This window comes from Tepidiphilus baoligensis, assembly GCF_012911495.1.
Taxonomy (GTDB): Bacteria; Pseudomonadota; Gammaproteobacteria; order Burkholderiales; family Rhodocyclaceae; genus Tepidiphilus; species Tepidiphilus olei.
Genome location: NZ_JAAAUB010000011.1, coordinates 1 through 16,105 on the forward strand (window position 1 = coordinate 1; position 16,105 = coordinate 16,105).

Annotated in this window: 15 protein-coding genes and 1 pseudogene; 14 read left to right on the forward strand and 2 right to left on the reverse strand. The window is 63.4% G+C overall.

Going from position 1 to position 16,105, the window contains the following annotated elements:
• Both GV368_RS08070 and GV368_RS08075 read left to right on the forward strand, forming a co-directional pair.
• Positions 1 to 210: hypothetical protein (locus GV368_RS08070; protein ID WP_206673355.1), on the forward strand; the 210-nt coding region annotated here is incomplete at its 5' end.
• A gap of 20 nt (positions 211 to 230) precedes the next feature.
• On the forward strand, positions 231 to 464 hold the full coding sequence (locus GV368_RS08075; RefSeq protein WP_028875151.1) for a DUF2783 domain-containing protein: 234 nt from the start codon (positions 231 to 233) through the stop codon (positions 462 to 464).
• Positions 465 to 477: 13 nt separating this feature from the next.
• On the opposite strand, the gene GV368_RS08080 is transcribed toward GV368_RS08075, so the two are convergent.
• On the reverse strand, positions 478 to 1,386 hold the full coding sequence (locus tag GV368_RS08080; protein ID WP_169116194.1) for a LysR family transcriptional regulator: 909 nt from the start codon (positions 1,384 to 1,386) through the stop codon (positions 478 to 480).
• Positions 1,387 to 1,504: 118 nt separating this feature from the next.
• On the opposite strand from GV368_RS08080, the gene GV368_RS08085 reads away from it, so the two are divergent.
• The 6 genes from GV368_RS08085 (at position 1,505) to GV368_RS08110 (ending at position 5,734) form a co-directional block, all read left to right on the forward strand.
• On the forward strand, positions 1,505 to 2,059 hold the full coding sequence (locus GV368_RS08085; RefSeq protein ID WP_169116158.1) for a VOC family protein: 555 nt from the start codon (positions 1,505 to 1,507) through the stop codon (positions 2,057 to 2,059).
• A 22-nt stretch (positions 2,060 to 2,081) separates the two neighbouring features.
• On the forward strand, positions 2,082 to 3,095 hold the full coding sequence (locus GV368_RS08090; protein WP_169116159.1) for a fumarylacetoacetate hydrolase family protein: 1,014 nt from the start codon (positions 2,082 to 2,084) through the stop codon (positions 3,093 to 3,095).
• Positions 3,092 to 3,745 carry a maleylacetoacetate isomerase gene (gene maiA / locus GV368_RS08095; RefSeq protein ID WP_169116160.1) on the forward strand — a complete coding sequence of 218 codons (654 nt, stop codon included), beginning with the start codon at positions 3,092 to 3,094 and terminating at the stop codon, positions 3,743 to 3,745. Before GV368_RS08090 ends, maiA begins: the two co-directional genes overlap by 4 nt.
• A gap of 108 nt (positions 3,746 to 3,853) precedes the next feature.
• A complete protein-coding gene (locus tag GV368_RS08100; RefSeq protein ID WP_169116161.1) occupies positions 3,854 to 4,036 on the forward strand; it encodes an FAD-dependent monooxygenase in 183 nt (60 codons plus the stop codon).
• Positions 4,037 to 4,109: 73 nt separating this feature from the next.
• A complete protein-coding gene (locus tag GV368_RS08105; RefSeq protein WP_169116162.1) occupies positions 4,110 to 4,388 on the forward strand; it encodes a hypothetical protein in 279 nt (92 codons plus the stop codon).
• Between the two features lie 131 nt (positions 4,389 to 4,519).
• On the forward strand, positions 4,520 to 5,734 hold the full coding sequence (locus tag GV368_RS08110) for a multidrug effflux MFS transporter (RefSeq protein WP_169116163.1): 1,215 nt from the start codon (positions 4,520 to 4,522) through the stop codon (positions 5,732 to 5,734).
• Here GV368_RS08110 and thiI read toward each other — a convergent pair.
• Positions 5,713 to 7,155, reverse strand: coding sequence for a tRNA uracil 4-sulfurtransferase ThiI (gene thiI / locus GV368_RS08115; protein WP_169116164.1), 1,443 nt, complete (start codon positions 7,153 to 7,155; stop codon positions 5,713 to 5,715). The genes GV368_RS08110 and thiI overlap by 22 nt on opposite strands.
• Positions 7,156 to 7,303: 148 nt before the next feature.
• Between thiI and GV368_RS08120 the strand changes: the two are divergent.
• The 6 genes and pseudogenes from GV368_RS08120 (at position 7,304) to GV368_RS08145 (ending at position 16,101) form a co-directional block, all read left to right on the forward strand.
• Positions 7,304 to 8,342 (forward strand): annotated as a pseudogene (locus GV368_RS08120) (IS5 family transposase).
• A gap of 360 nt (positions 8,343 to 8,702) precedes the next feature.
• Complete coding sequence (locus GV368_RS08125; protein WP_142804158.1) at positions 8,703 to 9,203, forward strand: BrxE family protein; 501 nt, start codon at positions 8,703 to 8,705, stop codon at positions 9,201 to 9,203.
• A gap of 2 nt (positions 9,204 to 9,205) precedes the next feature.
• On the forward strand, positions 9,206 to 9,994 hold the full coding sequence (locus GV368_RS08130; RefSeq protein WP_142804159.1) for a DUF1819 family protein: 789 nt from the start codon (positions 9,206 to 9,208) through the stop codon (positions 9,992 to 9,994).
• Positions 9,975 to 10,550 (forward strand): BREX protein BrxB domain-containing protein, encoded by a 576-nt coding sequence (locus GV368_RS08135; RefSeq protein ID WP_142804160.1) that lies wholly within the window; start codon positions 9,975 to 9,977, stop codon positions 10,548 to 10,550. The genes GV368_RS08130 and GV368_RS08135 overlap by 20 nt, the downstream gene beginning before the upstream one ends.
• Before the next feature lie 28 nt (positions 10,551 to 10,578).
• Positions 10,579 to 14,211: a BREX system P-loop protein BrxC gene (brxC, locus tag GV368_RS08140; RefSeq protein ID WP_169116165.1), complete on the forward strand. Its 3,633-nt coding sequence runs from the start codon at positions 10,579 to 10,581 to the stop codon at positions 14,209 to 14,211.
• Entirely contained in the window at positions 14,212 to 16,101 is a 1,890-nt protein-coding gene (locus GV368_RS08145; protein WP_169116166.1) for an Eco57I restriction-modification methylase domain-containing protein, read from the forward strand.
• The last annotated feature ends 4 nt before the right edge of the window (positions 16,102 to 16,105 follow it).

The window sequence follows — 16,105 nt, forward strand, 5'->3', positions numbered from 1 at the left end:
CCAACACCACGGAAATTTACAGAAAAAAGGTTGCACAACCGCATCGAGACCCTGCACGACGTCAAGGGGAGAGTGCGCGAGCGCTACGACCTGCAACCGGGCACCGTTTATCTCGTTCGCCCCGATCAGCACGTCGCCGCCCGCTGGCGCCGCTTCGACCCTGCCGCGATCGAGGCCGCGCTGCGCCGTGCCAGCGGTCAGCGTGCCTGAATGCAAGAGAGGAGGAGAGGATGATGATCACTCTGGAATACAATTTCCGCGAACCCCGTACCCGCACTTTCTACGGGTATGAAGCGGGCGATGCTTTCTACGAGGCGCTCATCGAGGCGCACCGCGACCTCGACGAGGAACAGAGCGCTCTGGTGAACGCCCGCCTCGTGCTGCTGCTCGCCAACCACGTCGGCGACGTCGATCTGCTGCGCGAGGCGATCCGTCTCGCGCGCGAAGACGTCGTGGGCGGCTGAGGCGCGGCCGGGGCTACACCCCGGCCGCGGTGCCGTTGCCGACGAAGCGCCGCAGATGGATGTGGAACGCCTCGGCGGCCGGCGACAGTGCCCGGCCGTGCCGCGTGAAGACGAAGAAACGGCGATGCACGTCCGGCTCGGTCAGACGCCGCATTTCCAGGCCATAGCGGCGCACCATGGGTTCGGCATAGGAGACGCAGATCGTCACCCCCAGGCCGATCGACACCATGGCGAGCGCCGTCGACATGAAGGCCACGGTCGTATCCGGATGCAGATCGAGGTCGCGCACCACCTCATGCAGGTCCCGCGAGAGTTTCTCCGTGAATTGCCCCTGCAAGGTGATGAGAGGAAACTCCGCCAGCCGCCGCCACGGCACTACCTCCTGCGCCGCGAGGGGATGGCCCGGTCGGAAGACGGCGTGAAAGGGCTGAACGAACAGGAGCTCCGCCTCGATTTCGCCGGGTACGTCCCGCTCCGGCCCCACGCCCAGGTCGGCTTCGCCCGAGAGCACGCAGGCCGGGACCGATTCCACGCCGCAGTCGATGAGGCGGATCGCCACGTGCGGAAACTCGCGCGTGAAGCTCGCGAGCACTTCTGGCAGCAGGGTGGCCGCCATCAACTGCGGCGCGGCGATGCGCACGATGCCGCGCTTGAGCGCCTTGAGCGTGGCCACTTCGTGCAGCACGGCGTCCAGATCGGCCAGGATTTTCTCCACCAGCGGATAGAGTTCGCGCCCGACTTCGGTGAGCTGCACGCGCCGGGTGCTGCGGTCGAAAAGCTGCACGCCCAAGGCATTCTCCAGCTCCTTGATCGAACCGCTCAAGGCCGACTGCGTGGTGTACAGATGCTCGGCGGCGACGGTGAAACTACCGAACCGTGCGACCGCAAGAAAAGCGCGCAACTGGCGCAGGGTGACATTCATCGTCACATCCGATTAATCGATCGAAAAAAACCGTTGAAACTATAAGTTTTTCGGCAATACAATGCAAGCATGACTGATGGTCGGAGGAGTCATCCGGCCCCACACGGAGGAAGACGCCATGGCACTCATCCAGAAAATCCACCACGCCGCCTATCGCTGCAAGGATGCCCTCGAAACCGCCCGCTGGTATGAAAAATACCTCGGCATGAAGCTGATCCTGTCGATCGCCGAAGACCAGGTTCCCTCGACGAAAGAGCCGGATCCGTACATGCACATCTTCCTCGATGCCGGCAATGGCAACGTGCTCGCTTTCTTCGAGCTGCCCACGCGGCCGCCGATGGGCCACGATCCCAATACGCCGGCCTGGACCCAGCATCTCGCGCTCGAGGTTGCCTCGATGGACGATCTGCTCGCGACGAAAGAGCGTCTCGAAGCCGACGGCATCGAAGTGATCGGCCCGGTCGATCACGCCCTCTTCCAGTCCATCTACTTCTTCGATCCGAATGGCCATCGCCTCGAGCTCGCCTGCAATACGCTACGACCGGGCATGCTAGAGGCGCTCGACGAGGTGAAATGGGAGATGCTTGAGGAGTGGTCGAAGACGAAGAAAGCGCCCAAGCATGCGCGCTGGATGCACGACGGCCGCTACAAAGAGATGTTCCCGCTCGCCTGAATCCTTTGGAGATTTCCGACCGATGAAACTCGCCACGCTCAAAAGCGGCGGGCGCGACGGCACGCTCGTCGTCGTCAGCCGTGACCTCGGCCGCTGCTACCCCGTCGGCGCCATCGCCCGCACGCTGCAGGAGGCACTCGATCGCTGGGACGAAGTACGCGACGATCTGGCGCTCGTCGCCGAGTTGCTCGAACGCGGTGCCCTGAAAGATGCGCGTCCGTTCGACCCCGCCGCATGCCACAGCCCCCTGCCGCGCGCCTACCAGTGGGCCGACGGCTCGGCCTATCTCAACCACGTGGAACTCGTGCGCAAGGCACGCGGCGCGGAAGTACCCGCCTCGTTCTACGACGACCCGTTGATGTACCAGGGCGGTTCCGACAGTTTCATCGGACCGTGCGACGACATCGTCGCCGACGAATCCTGGGGGATAGACTTCGAGGCCGAAGTGGCGGTGATCACTGGTGACGTGCCGATGGGCATCGACCCCGAGGCCGCGCTCGAGACGATCCGCCTCGTGCTGCTCGTCAACGACGTCACCCTGCGCAACCTCGTGCCCGGCGAGCTCGCCAAAGGCTTCGGTTTCTTCCAGTCCAAGCCCGCCTCCAGCTTCAGCCCGGTGGCGGTCACCCCCGACGAACTGGGCGAGGCCTGGCGCGACGGCAAGCTGCACCTGCCGCTCGAAGTCCAATACAACGGCCGCCCCTTCGGTCGACCCAATGCCGGCGTCGACATGACCTTCGACTTCGGACGCCTCATCGCCCACGCCGCCAAAACGCGCGAGATGGAGGCCGGCAGCATCGTCGGCTCGGGCACCGTCTCCAACAAGCAGGGCGGACTCTACGGATCCAAGATCGAGAACGGCGGCGTGGGCTACTGCTGCATCGCGGAAGTGCGCATGTACGAGACCATCGAATCGGGCGCGCCGCAGACACCTTTCATGCGCCACGGCGACACCGTCGAGATCGCCATGCACGACGCCGCTGGCGCGTCGATTTTCGGCAGCATCCGCAACCGGGTGAGGGGGTTGGGGAAATGAAACTCTACACCTACTTCCGCAGTTCCGCCGCCTATCGCGTGCGCATCGCGCTGGCGCTCAAGGGGCTGGAGTACGAGGCGGTGCCGGTGCATCTGCTGCGCGACGGCGGCGAGCAGCACCAGCCGGAATACCGGGCGATCCATCCCGGGGGATTGGTGCCGGCGCTGCAGACCGACGGGGGCGAGGTGCTGGTGCAATCGCTGGCCATCATCGAATACCTCGAAGAAACCCATCCCGAGCCGCCCCTGTTGCCGCCCGACCCGCTGGGGCGGGCGCGGGTGCGCGGCCTGGCGCTGACGATCGCCTGCGACGTGCATCCGCTCAACAACCTCGGTGTACTGCGCTACATCACCGAGCGGCTCGGCGTGAGCGAGGAGCAGAAACTCGACTGGATCCGGCACTGGATCGAACGGGGGCTCGACACGTTCGAACGGCTGCTCGACGATCCACGCACCGGCCGTTTCTGTCATGGCAACACCCCCACGATGGCCGACTGCTGCCTCGTGCCGCAGGTCTTCAATGCCCGGCGCTACGAGTGTTCGTTGCAAGCCTATCCGCGCATCCGCGCCATCGTGGACGCCTGCGAGGCGCTGCCCGCGTTCCGGCAAGCGGCCCCTGCCTGCCAGCCGGACGCGCCGCAGCCCGCCTGAGGGCAGGTCGCGCCATTCAAAAAACAGGGCGGCACCGCTCGCCCTTTCGTCGAGCGCCCGGCCGCGCGCTCGCGGAGATCCGTTTGCGGCCGAACCAAGGAGGGGGAGATGCACCAGCCAAACACTGAACCGCGCAAGTCCGTCTATTACCGCTATCGAGTCTTTCCGCCCTATCTGCACCGTGAAACCGAGCCCCGCCAGAAAGTCGTCATCGTCGGCGCCGGACCGGTGGGTATGACGCTGGCGCTGCTGCTCGCCCGCTACCGCATCCCCAGCGTCATCGTCGAATGAGTGCAAATCCTGGAAACTCGACTGGTGTGCTCGGTCTGTTCCGCCCGTGCCCTCACGCTCGAGGACTACGTCCATGGCAACGTCGTCTTCGTGGGCGACGCGGCGCACGTCCCGCTCGCACGTCTATGCGCGCCCGCGCCTCAACGCGCGTGACGACGATCAGGTGCTTTTCTCCGAAGGGCCGGTCGACAGCGCGCCGATTCCCAACGTCAAATTCGGCCCCGACGATTTCCTGCTCGATCACTGGGACGAATCGATCCATCTGCTCGTCTTCACCGGGCGTGAGGCGCTGCCGTCCGGGATCACGGCGCTGCAACAGTGCCTACGGGGCTGGATGATGCACAGCAAGTGACCGAACTCATCGACAACGCCAAGGCGGATTTGTGAAGGAAGGTGGCGAGAGGGAGAGATTCAGGGCCGCGGCGGGATAATCTCGTCCGAACGGCAAGATCTTCCTCAAACGACACGGACCTCCGAACGCCGATGACCGAACTGCAAACCGTCGTCCTGCTCTCCCTGCTGCTGGGGTTGCAACCCATCACCACCGACCTCTACCTGCCGGCGCTGCCGGGGATCACGGCGAGCCTGGGGGCGAGCGTGGCGCAGGCGCAGCAGACGCTGGCGGCGATGCTCTTCGCCTTCGGCGTGGCGCAGCTCTTCTGGGGGCCGCTGTCGGACCGCTTCGGGCGCAAGCCCATCCTGCTCGCGGGGCTGGGGCTCTACGTGGTGGCGGCGCTGGGCTGCACTTTCGCTACCTCCATGCCGCAGCTGCTCGGCTGGCGCGTGGTGCAGGGGGTGGCGCTGGGGGCGTCGGTGATGGCGGGGCGGGCGATCGTGCGCGATCTGCACGATCCTCTGGCGGGGGCGAAACTCCTGAGTCGCGCCTTCTCCGGCCTCGGGCTCCTCGCCTGCCTCAGCCCCCTCGTCGGCGGGGCGACGGTGCGCGTCCTGGGCTGGCGGGCGACGCTTTTCGTGCTGGCCGTGGCCGGGGCGATCACGCTGGCGTTCACCTGGCGCGTTTTTCGTGAGACGCTGGCGCGGCGCAATCCGCACGCCCTGCACCCGACGGCGCTGCTGCGGGCCTGGCGCGAAGTGCTGGGACACCGCGACTTCTGGATCTTCACCCTCCTTGCCTCGTCTTCCTACGGCGGGCTCTTCACCTTCCTCGCGAGCTCTTCCTTCATCTTCATCAATTTCTACCGGTTTTCACCCACCGAATACAGCCTGGTGATGCTCGCCAGCGCCACGTCCTACCTGCTCGGGACGGTGCTGTGTCGCCGCCTGCTCGGGCGCTTCGGGCTGAGGCGCACGGTGCAAGCGGGCGGCGTGCTCTCCTGTGCGGCGGGCGTGATGATGGTGATCCTGCTGCTGCTCGGTCGTGGCGGGCCGATGGGGTTGCTCCTGCCGTTTTGCGGATTCATGATCGCGCACGGCATCCATCAGCCGTGCGGTCAGAGCGGGGCGGTCGGCGCGTTTCCGCGGACGGCGGGCGTGGCCTCCGCCCTGAGCGGGTTCGTGATGATGTCGATCGCCTTTCTCACCGGGGCGGTGCTCGGCGTGCTGGCGCGCGACACGCCCTGGCCTTTCGCCGGGCTGGTCGCCTTCTGGGGGGTGATGCTACTGGTGCTCGCTTTCGCCTTCGTGCCCCGTTCCCGGCTCGTGGCCGGTGAATCGGCTCAGGCCGAACGCGCTGGCTGATACACCGCCACGTCCAGCCCGCGCGCGGCGAGCGCCCGGCCGTGCCACTGGCTCAGCAGGCCGCGGTCGCAGTAGAGCAGATAGCGCCGCGCCTCGGGTAGCTTCGCTTCGCGCAGGGCAAAGAAGGGAATCGCCAGGTCGGCTTCGGGCAGTGGCGCTTCGTCGGCGAGTTCGGGCGGACGAATGTCGATGAGGATCTCGCCGGGGGTTTTCTGCGTCACCACGGGCAGCGCCTCACCGGCCTCGGGCGGCGCGGCGAGCGCCTCGATCTTCCAGGTCTTGCGCGCGGCGAGCGCCCGGTCGAGCACCGTGAAGTCGAAGTTTTGCTCCAGCTCGGCGAGCCGCTCGAAGGAGCCGTGGATCACCGGTCGCCTGGAGATGACGGCGCAGTGTTCCGGCAGATGCTCGGCAAAAGAGCGCGTGCCGATGCGCTCGGCCCAGGCGATGATTTCGTTCTTGTGTAGCGCCACCACCGGGCGCACCACCAGCTTGTCGGTGGCCCGGTCGATGAGGGCGAGGTTTCTCAGCGTCTGGCTCGAGACCTGGGCGAGGCTCTCGCCGGTCACCAGCGCGTCGAGCCCGAGCTCGTCGGCCAGGCGGCTCGCGGCCATCAGCATCAGGCGCTTGAGCATCACGCCCATGTAGCCTTCGCGCACGTCGGCAAGCAGCCGCTCGATCACTTCGCCAAAAGGCACGGAGATGAAGAGCGCTGGATGCGAGCGGGCGTAGCGTTGCCACAGGTAGTGGCACACCTGCTGCACCGCCGCTTCGTGCTCGGCCCCGCCCAGGTCGAAGAAGACGAAGTGCGTCTTGATCCCCCGGCGCAGCATGAGGAATGCGGCCACGCTCGAGTCGAACCCGCCGGAGACGAGGGCGAGCGCTTCGCCCTGCGCGCCCAGCGGAAACCCCCCAAGCCCTTTCTCGCGCGCCTCGACGAGTTCGAGCACTTCACCCGAGAGCTCGATCGCCACCGTGACTTCGGGGTGCGTGAGATCGACTTTGGCCCCGGGAGCAGCGGCAAGGAGCGCGGCGCCTGCCGTGCGTTCGAGTTCGAGCGAGGTGAAGGCATGGCGCCCCTTGCGCTTGGCGCGCACGGCAAAGGTCTTGCCGGCCACCCAGGGCGCGGCGACCGCGGCCACGGCCTGGGCCACGGCCTGCGGCGAGACCTCGGCCAAAGGGAGCTCCCGCACGCGCAGCACGAGGTCGATGCCGGGGGTGTCGCACAGCCGCCGCTGCAGCCGCGCGCCGTCCTCATCGGCCACTTCGACCTCGATCTTGTCCCAGAAGCGGCGCACGCGGCAGACGATGCCGTCTTTGTCGGCCAGACGCCGCACGTTGTCGGCGAGGATCTTGGTCATCGTCTTGCGCACCGAAGTGCTCTTGATGATGATCTCGGGGGAGAGCTTGAGAAGGAAACGCATTCTGGGATGGTCGGAAAAGGGAAGGGGCGATTCTAGCAGTGCAGCCGGCGAAGCGTGTCGCTGCGGGAGATCGAGGGCACCTCGAAAAACCCCTCCACCCCGGCCTCTGATAAAATTCCTCTGTCCTGAGTCGAGAGGAGCCCGAACCATGACGCGCCGCACCGCGATCCAGCCCGACCTCTTTGCCGCAGAAGAACATCGCGCCAAGCTCGATCGCTTGGGCGATCCCCTGCAGGAGATGGACTCGGTGATCGACTTTGCGGCGCTGGCGGCGGAAGTGGAGAAGATTTTTCCCTCGAAGGATCAGTCCAAAGGCGGACGGCCGCCCTATCCGATCGAGACGATGGTGCGCATCGTGGTACTGAAGCGCCTCTACGGGCTCTCGGACGAGCAGATGGAGTTCCAGCTCCTCGATCGGACGAGTTTCAAGCGCTTTTGTGGGCTGGAGCATTCGCGTACGATTCCCGATCGCACCACGATCTGGCTCTTCGAGAACCGCATCGGACCGGCAGGGGCGCAAGCCCTGTTCGAGGCGGTGAAGCGCCAAATCGAACGCAAGGGCTATATCGCCCGGGGTGGGCAGATCGTGGATGCGACGCCGGTAGCGCGCTCCCCGTCAGCACTTCACTCGGGAAGAGCAGGAGATCGTGGAACAACGTGCCATGCCCCGCGGGTGGAAGCCGGCCAAACGCCGTCAAAAAGACCTGGACGCCACCTGGACCAAGAAACACGGCAAGAGCTACTACGGCTACAAACTCTCGGTCTGTGTCGATCGCAAGCACAAGCTCATCCGGCGCCTGAAGACCGACACGGCCAGCACCCACGACAGCCAGCACTTCGAGGAGCTGCTCGACTCGGGCAACACGTGCCGCGACGTCTACGCCGACCGGGGCTACGCGAGCAAGCAGCGGGAAGAAGCGCTCCAGGCCAAAGGCTACCGGCCGCAGATCCAGCGCAAGGCCAAGCCCCACCGGCCACTGCCCAAGCGGCAGAAAGCGCGCAACACGCGCATTGCCCGCGTGCGTGCGCGGGTCGAGCACGTGTTTGCCGCCATCGAAGCCATGAGCGGCAAGATGATCCGCACCATTGGACAGGCCAGAGCCGACTTTGCCCTCACCCTGATGGCCGCCTGCTACAACATCCGGCGCACGGTGTGGCTCGTGAAGTCCAACGCCATCCCCTGGTGAGGCCTGCCCACGGCCGCAGTGTGCCCAAAGCGGCCGGGGGCAGGAAAAAACCGGGGCACGAGGCCGCAACGAGCGGCCAAAACAGGGGGAAATCGAGTGGAATTCAGTGCCGGATGTCATGAAGAGTCTGCTTCACCCCAAATTCCCCGGAAAACGGGGGTTGATCGAGGTTTCCATCGAGTCCCTGCATCGGGTAAGCGCCTTTTTCGCCGAAGGGCGGCTTGGGGCTCGGGCAGGAATCGTGTGCCGAGAAAGCGAGTGAATTGACAGTCATCACGGTTGTGCGGGACACTTCACCATACAAAGTCCGCCCAATGCCGTGTTGGTACCAGAACACCAGAAAACAAGAGAAATGATGAAATGAAGGAATCCTACCTATCCACCCTGCTGCAACTGAGGCTCATCGTCGGTTTTCTCGGCGAGCGTGCACAGTGCGCCTGGTGGCCGACGGCGTTCTATGAGGCATCGAGCCGGCAATTTCTGGAGCCGGTTTTTCCCAAGACGTTTCGCCTCGCTCAGTACCACGGTGTACTGGAAGCGGCCAGACGTGTGCACGACGAGCATCTGAGCGTGGGCAGCTACCACCTGTTCCGGTTGCCCGAAGAAATCGAACAAGATCTGCATGCGATCGTACAGAGCAGCGTAGGAGAGGAGCTCGCCAGTCAGGTTTCACGAGGTAAAGAGGCTGCGCTCGATGCATTGAATCAGCTGGCCGCACCCTGCAGTTTATCTAGCGTAGGACCAACGGCGGTCGGAAAAATCAAGGATCTCGATTCAAGCGACACACTGAAGGCCATCGCAGCCACCTATCTATCCGCGTTCACTCAGAACGAAAAAACATATCCGTATTTGATGGGGTGATCGTGGCTGACAACGCCCCCTACACGACGCAGTTGCAGGCAGGTCTCGGGCTCGTCAACGAAACTAAGACATTGCTCGATTTGTGGTTACCAGGTATGACGGCAAACCAGTTGTACCTGGCGGCGTTGGAGTCGGGTCGGTTTCCGAACGTCACGGCTCGTCGCCTGCGTAATATCGTCATCGAATGCTTTGCCCCGCGCTATCTGGTCAATGGCGGCGCACCGGCCGTTCACCTCAAGCGGCTGTTGGCAACGATTTCCTCTGCGGAACTAACACAGTTCATGCTAATTTTTACAAGCCGCGCCAACCCCATTCTGGGTGACTTCGTACGCCAGGTTTACTGGGCTCGGTATGCGGGTGGGGATACCCAGATCACCAATGAAGATGCCCGTGCATTCGTCGAGCGCGGCATCGATGAGGGCAAGACCGTCAAGCGATGGTCGGAGACCACCGTGCGGCGCGTATCCGCCTACTTGACCGGCTGCTGCGCCGACTATGGAATGCTCGAGCGCGGCGCGCGCTCCAGCCGTCGCATTCTGCCGTTCCGTATTTTGCCCGTCGTAGCCGCTTACTTGGCCTACGAACTGCACTTTTCCGGTTTCGGTGACAATGCGCTGCTTGCCCACAAGGATTGGCAGCTCTTCGGTTTGGTGCGCGAGGACGTGTTGCAAGAAATCAAACGCCTATCGCTGAAGGGATTGCTCATCGTCCAGGCCGCCGGCGATGTAATCCGCATCAACTGGAAACTACCAGACATGGAGACGCTGTGCGATGTCCTCGCTCAAAGCTGATTTCGACGAACTACGAGAGCGCATCCGCCACGGGCGTGAGCTCGGCCATGCGAGCTTCGAGCCGATCTACTACCTCGTGTTCCCACCCGAGCAGATCCTCGAGGTCAAGCGACAGACGCCCGCCTGGGTAGCTAAGCTGCATCAAGAGGGCTGGGATGTCCACACCTTCTCCATTGCCGAGCACGTCTGGACACTCCTCAAGGAAGACCCGTTATGGCCGCTCTGTGTGATGGAGGACAAAGCCGCCCCTTTGGATTGGCCCCGCACGAACAAGGCCCTGGCAGACATCCTGACTGCTGGCAACGCGTTACTGAATCGGCTCGAATCCGCGTTGCAGTCGCTCGAAGGCCAGCAAAACGCGCTGCTGCTCGTCACCGACCTGGAGGCGCTCCATCCCTTCTTGCGCATCGGCGCCATCGAAAGCCAGCTCCAGGGAAAATTTCACGTACCAACGATTTTTCTGTATCCCGGCGTGCGAACCGGCAAGACGCGCCTGAAGTTTCTCGGATTCTACCCGGAAGACGGCAATTACCGCTCCGTCCACGTCGGCGGCTGAACAGATAAAAGAACTCTGGGATAAGACGATGAATATTCGCTCACTCTTCGATCCAAGCAAGGACATCTACCGGAACATCGAGAAAGTCATCACCTACGGCGCCTCGCAAGAAAGCCGCCTCAAGGCGGAAATCTCCGAGTACGTAGTCACCGAAAGCATCGAGGAGCAGTTTCGCAAGCTCCTCGATCGCATGCAGCTTGCGATGGAGTCCGGTGGCGAACATGAAGTGGGCGTCTGGGTTTCTGGATTCTACGGCTCTGGCAAGAGCTCGTTCACCAAATACCTCGGCCTAGCATTTGACGATCGGTGCACCATTGGCGGCACGCCGTTCATCGAATACCTGAAAGACCGCTTCCACAAATCGCAGACCAAGGCGCTCCTTACTACCGTGGCAAAGCGCTTCCCGGCCGCCGTGATCATGCTGGACCTTGCCAGTGAAATGCTGGCTGGAGCCACGATGGAAGACGTCTCCACCGTCCTCTACTTCAAGGTGCTGCAATGGGCAGGCTACTCACGCAACCTCAAAGTGGCCGCCTTCGAGCGCATGGTCGAGAAGGAGGGTCGCACGCTCGAGTTGCATGAACGGATCGCCAAGGCACTGCCGGGCGCAACCTGGGATCGCGTGCAAAACAACCCACTGGCCATCGACGGTCTGATTCCCAAGATCGCCCACGAAATGTATCCGGCGCTCTTCCCGGATGCGAAGTCCTTTTCTTCCAGCACCGAGGGATTCTTCCAGTTCGAAGATCAGCGAGTGCAGGAGATGATCGACATCGTCCGCGAAAAAAGCGGCAAGCAGAACATCCTCTTCATCATCGATGAAGTCGGTCAGTACGTGGCCTCGCGCGACAACCTGATCCTCAACCTCGATGGCCTGGCCAAGAACCTCAAGCGTTTGGGTGAGGGCAAGGTCTGGATCATCGCCACTGCGCAGCAGACCCTGACCGAAGACGACCCGCGGGCGGCGCTCAACTCCGACAAGCTCTACAAGCTGAAAGACCGCTTCCCGATCCAGATCGACCTCGAATCGAGCGACATCAAGGAGATCTGCTATCGCCGTCTGCTCGGCAAATCGTCGGCGGGTGAGACCGAGTTGGGCAAACTGTTCGATGCCCATGGCCAGGCACTACGGCACCACACCAAGCTGCAAGATGCCAAGTACTACGACACGGATTTCAGCAAAGAGACCTTCATCAATCTCTACCCCTTTCTACCGACGCACTTCGATATCCTGCTTCATCTCCTGGGCGCTCTAGCCAAGTCTACCGGCGGCATAGGTCTGCGCTCTGCGATCAAAGTGATCCAGGATATCCTGAAAGGCGAAGGCGGTTCCAAAGCCATGGCCGATCAACCGGTGGGGTGGCTGGCCACCACCGTTACGCTGTACGACGAACTGGAAAAGGACATCCGCCGCGCATTCCCCTCCATCCATCAAGCGGTCGGCAAGGTTCAGATTCGTTTTCCAGACTCGCAACTGCACCAAGACGTCGCCAAGTCCGTCGCCGTGCTGCAGATCCTGGGCAACCTGCCGGTGACGGTGCAAAACGTTGCCAGCCTGATGCACCCATCCGTCACTGCGCCATCGCAGCTCGATGCGGTCAAGCAGGCCGTTGAAGAGATGCTAGGCGATGTGCATGTGCCGTTGGGCGAAAAGGATGGCAGCCTCGTGTTCCTCAGTGAGAAACTGCGAGATATCGAACAAGAGCGCGGCGCCATCCCGCTGCGCACGGTGGACGTAAGGCGCATCTTCAACGATGCGCTGCGCGAAACCTTCAATCCGCTGCCCCGTGTCAGCCTCCATGGCACGATGGCCGTCGCCACGGGCCTGAAGGTTCAGCTCGGCAGCGTCATCATCAGCTTGGCCGGTGAGCAAAACGCTATCCAGACCGTGGTTGAACTGGTGGCTGCCAGCGATTACGAAACTGCCAAAACCCGGATGCTGGATGAGTCCCGCAGCCGGGAGAATCGCAATGTCATTGGACTCTTGGCGCGCGCCAATTCCGAACTCGACGACCTGGCGAACGAAATCTACCGCTGCCAGCGCATTGCCGAACTGCACCGTAACGACCCCGACCAAGAGGTCAAAGATTACTGCACGGGTCAGCTCGATCGCGCCGCCAAGCTGGCCATCCAGCTCCAGAGCAAGATCAAGCAAACGCTGCAAGCAGGCTCGTTCGTGTTTCGTGGTCAAGCCACCGCGGTATCGGCGCTGGACGCCGACCTGCTGGAGGCCGCCAAAAAGCTGCTCTCTGACGTGGCCGAGCAAGTATTCGACCGTTATGTCGAAGCGCCGGTGCGTGTCGCCACCGACACCGCCGAAAAATTCCTCAAGGTCGCCAATCCCGCTGCCATCAGCAGTACGCTGGACCCGCTCGGTCTGGTGCAAACCGAGGCCGGTCGCGCTTCGTTCAAGACCGACCACAAGGCGATGATCAGCATCCGCGACTACATCGACAGACACGGCACCGTCGATGGCAAGCATCTGCTCGATACCTTCAGCAGCGATCCGTTTGGCTGGTCCCCCGACACCACGCGCTACATCCTGGCGGCCATGCTCATGGCAGGCGAAATCAAGCTCAAAGTCTCGGGGCGTGGAGTCACGGCAGCGGGTCAGCAAGCCATCGACGCACTCAAGACCAACAATTCCTTCAAGCAGATCGGCGTCGCCCTGCGCGACGAGCGTCCGTCCATTGAAACGCTCGCTCGGGCGGCGGAACGGCTCACGGAACTGGTGGGTGACATGGTGATTCCGCTGGAGCAGGAGATCAGCAAAGCGGCGGCCAAGTACTTTCCGCGCTTCCAGCACGACTACGGCGCCCTGGCCGAAAGGCTCAGCGGCCTTGGGCTGGCGGGCAGTGACCGCATCCGCAGCCTGAACCAGGACATCGCCGACATGCTGTTCACCGATGCTTCCGACGCGCCGCAGCGCCTGGGTGCGGAAACCTCCGTCATTTACGACAACCTCAAGTGGGCCTTCGAAGTGAAGCGGGCGCTCGACAACGGGCTCGATGCCACCCTGCGCGACTTGCAAGTCCATCGCCGCGAGATCGAAACCTTGCCCGACACCGGCGTGCCTGGGGAGCTGCGCCGCGAACTCGCCGAGGACCTGGCGGCCCTGTCCGAGCGCCTGGGCAAAGAAGACTTTTACAAACACGCCGCCGACTTCAATTCGCTGCTCACGCAGTTGAAGGGCCGCGTGCGCGACGCCGTCATCAAGCTCTCCGAGCAGCAGAAGCTGCGTTTGAAAGAAGGCGTCGAGGACTTGCAGCGTATTCCCGAGTGGGACGAGCTCACCCAGGAAGAGCGCGGCAATGCCGTGAATCGGCTGGAAGGGCTGGCGCTGGCCGCTACGCCGGATCTGGCTGGGCTCAAGAAACTGCTGGCGCGGGATTACGACATCAACAGCACCATCGAGGAGCTCAAGCGCTCGATCCAGCGCCAAGGTCAGGAACGTTTGCGCCAGCGCATGGATGAGGAACGAACCAGGCCTGGTGAGAAGGGCCCGTCCAAGCTCACCAGGAAGGTTGCCGTGCCGGCCAAGATCACTACGGCAGCCGACATCGACGCGTTGATTCAGCAGCTCCACGAGATCAAGGTACAGGTCGGCCTTTACTCAGAGATCGAGGTGACCTTCTCGGTCGGCAATGGAGGCGAGCAGTAAATGGCCTTCGACCAAGCAACCAGAAACCGCCTCCAGCGCTTCGTCAACGAGGCGCGCCGCGTGCTGGAAGAGGAATTCACCCGCCAGCTGCAAAACGACTATGGCATGGATCCGCACGCGGGCAGCGTTGCGGAACTCACCAGCCTGCGGCATCTCGACGACGCCCAGCGCGAAACCGCCCGCATCCTGCGCGATACACTGGCGCACTACACCGCCAGTGGCGAGATGAACGCCAGCCAAGCGTTGGAGCGCATCGTGCGCGAGCAAGCCTTCACCGTGCTCAACCGCCTGGCGGCGCTGCGCATGGCCGAGGCGCGCGGCCTGTTGATCGAATCGGTGGGCAACGGCTTTCAGGCCAAGGGCTTTCAGCTCTATGCGCGGCTGGCTGGCATCGGCCTGGGCGAAACCGGTGATGCCTACCGGGTGTATTTGTTCAGCGTGTTCGATGAGCTCGCCCAAGACCTGCCCGGTCTCTTCGACCGCTACTCCCCGCAGGGCCGCCTGTTCCCGCGCGAAGCGGCGCTGCTGCACGTACTGAACCTGATCAACGATGCCGACATCGCCCCGCTGTGGGCCGAGGACGAAACCATCGGCTGGATCTACCAATACTTCAATGCCAAGGAAGAACGCAGGGCCATGCGCGAAGCGAGCCAAGCGCCGCGCAACAGCCGCGAACTCGCCGTGCGCAACCAGTTCTTCACGCCGCGCTACGTGGTCGAGTTTCTGGTGGACAACACCCTCGGGCGGTTGTGGTTCAACGCCACCGGTGGGCAAACCGCCCTGCGCGAGCGCTGCCAGTACCTGCTGGTCAAGCCCGACGAACAGCCGCAAGCCGCCGCCAAACTGCGCGACCCGCGCACGCTCAAACTGCTAGACCCGGCCTGCGGTTCGATGCACTTTGGTTTGTATGCCTTCGACCTCTTTCTCGACATCTACCGCGAAGCCTGGGCCTGGGAGCAGCAGCACGGCCCCGGTTCGCTCGATGTCTCGCCCCAGCCCCAGGCGGCCCTGAAGCCGTTGTGCCAGACCTATCCGGACGAAGCAGCCTTCCTGCGCGACGTGCCGCGGCTCATCATCGAGCACAACCTCTACGGCGTGGACATCGACCCGCGTGCCGTGCAGATCGCTTCGCTGGCGTTGTGGCTGCGGGCGCAACGCGCCTGGCACGATGCGGGCGTCAAAGCCAAAGATCGCCCGCCGATCGGGCGCGGCCATGTCGTCGCGGCTATTGCGCCGCCCGCCGAGCGTGAGCTGCGTGCGCAGTTCGCTGCCAACCTCGACCCGCGCGACGCCGAACTCTTCGAGAAAACTCTGCAACTGCTCAAGGGCCTGCCGGAGCTGGGCGTGCTGCTCCAGGTCGAGCGCGAGCTGCCGCACTTGATCCGCCAGGTCTATGTCGGCACGGGCACTGGCCTCTTTGCCGAAGAAGAGCAGGAGAACTGGCAGCGGGCGGAAGCGCGGCTGCGCACGGCACTCACCGAGTTCGCTCGCGCCGCGAAGTCGACCTATCAAGGCCGCCTGTTTGCCCAGGATGCCTTGCAGGGGCTGCGGCTCATCGACCTGTGCCGCGAAGCGTTCGACGTGGTGGTGATGAATCCGCCGTTTGGCGCACTGGCTTCAAACACCAAAGAGGCACTCGCCAAAGCTTATCCGCGCAGCAAGAACGATCTGCTCGCCGTCTTCGTCGAGCGCGGCTTGGAGCTGCTGCGCACCGGCGGACGGCTGGGCGCCATCACCTCGCGCACCTGCTTTTTCCTGTCGAGCTTTCAGAGGTGGCGCGAGCAGGTGGTGCTGGGCGTCGCCCGGCCGGAAGTCATGGCCGACTTGGGGCACGGCGTGATGGACGATGCCATGGTCGAAGCCGCCGCCTATTGTTTGGTCAAGCATTGAGGAA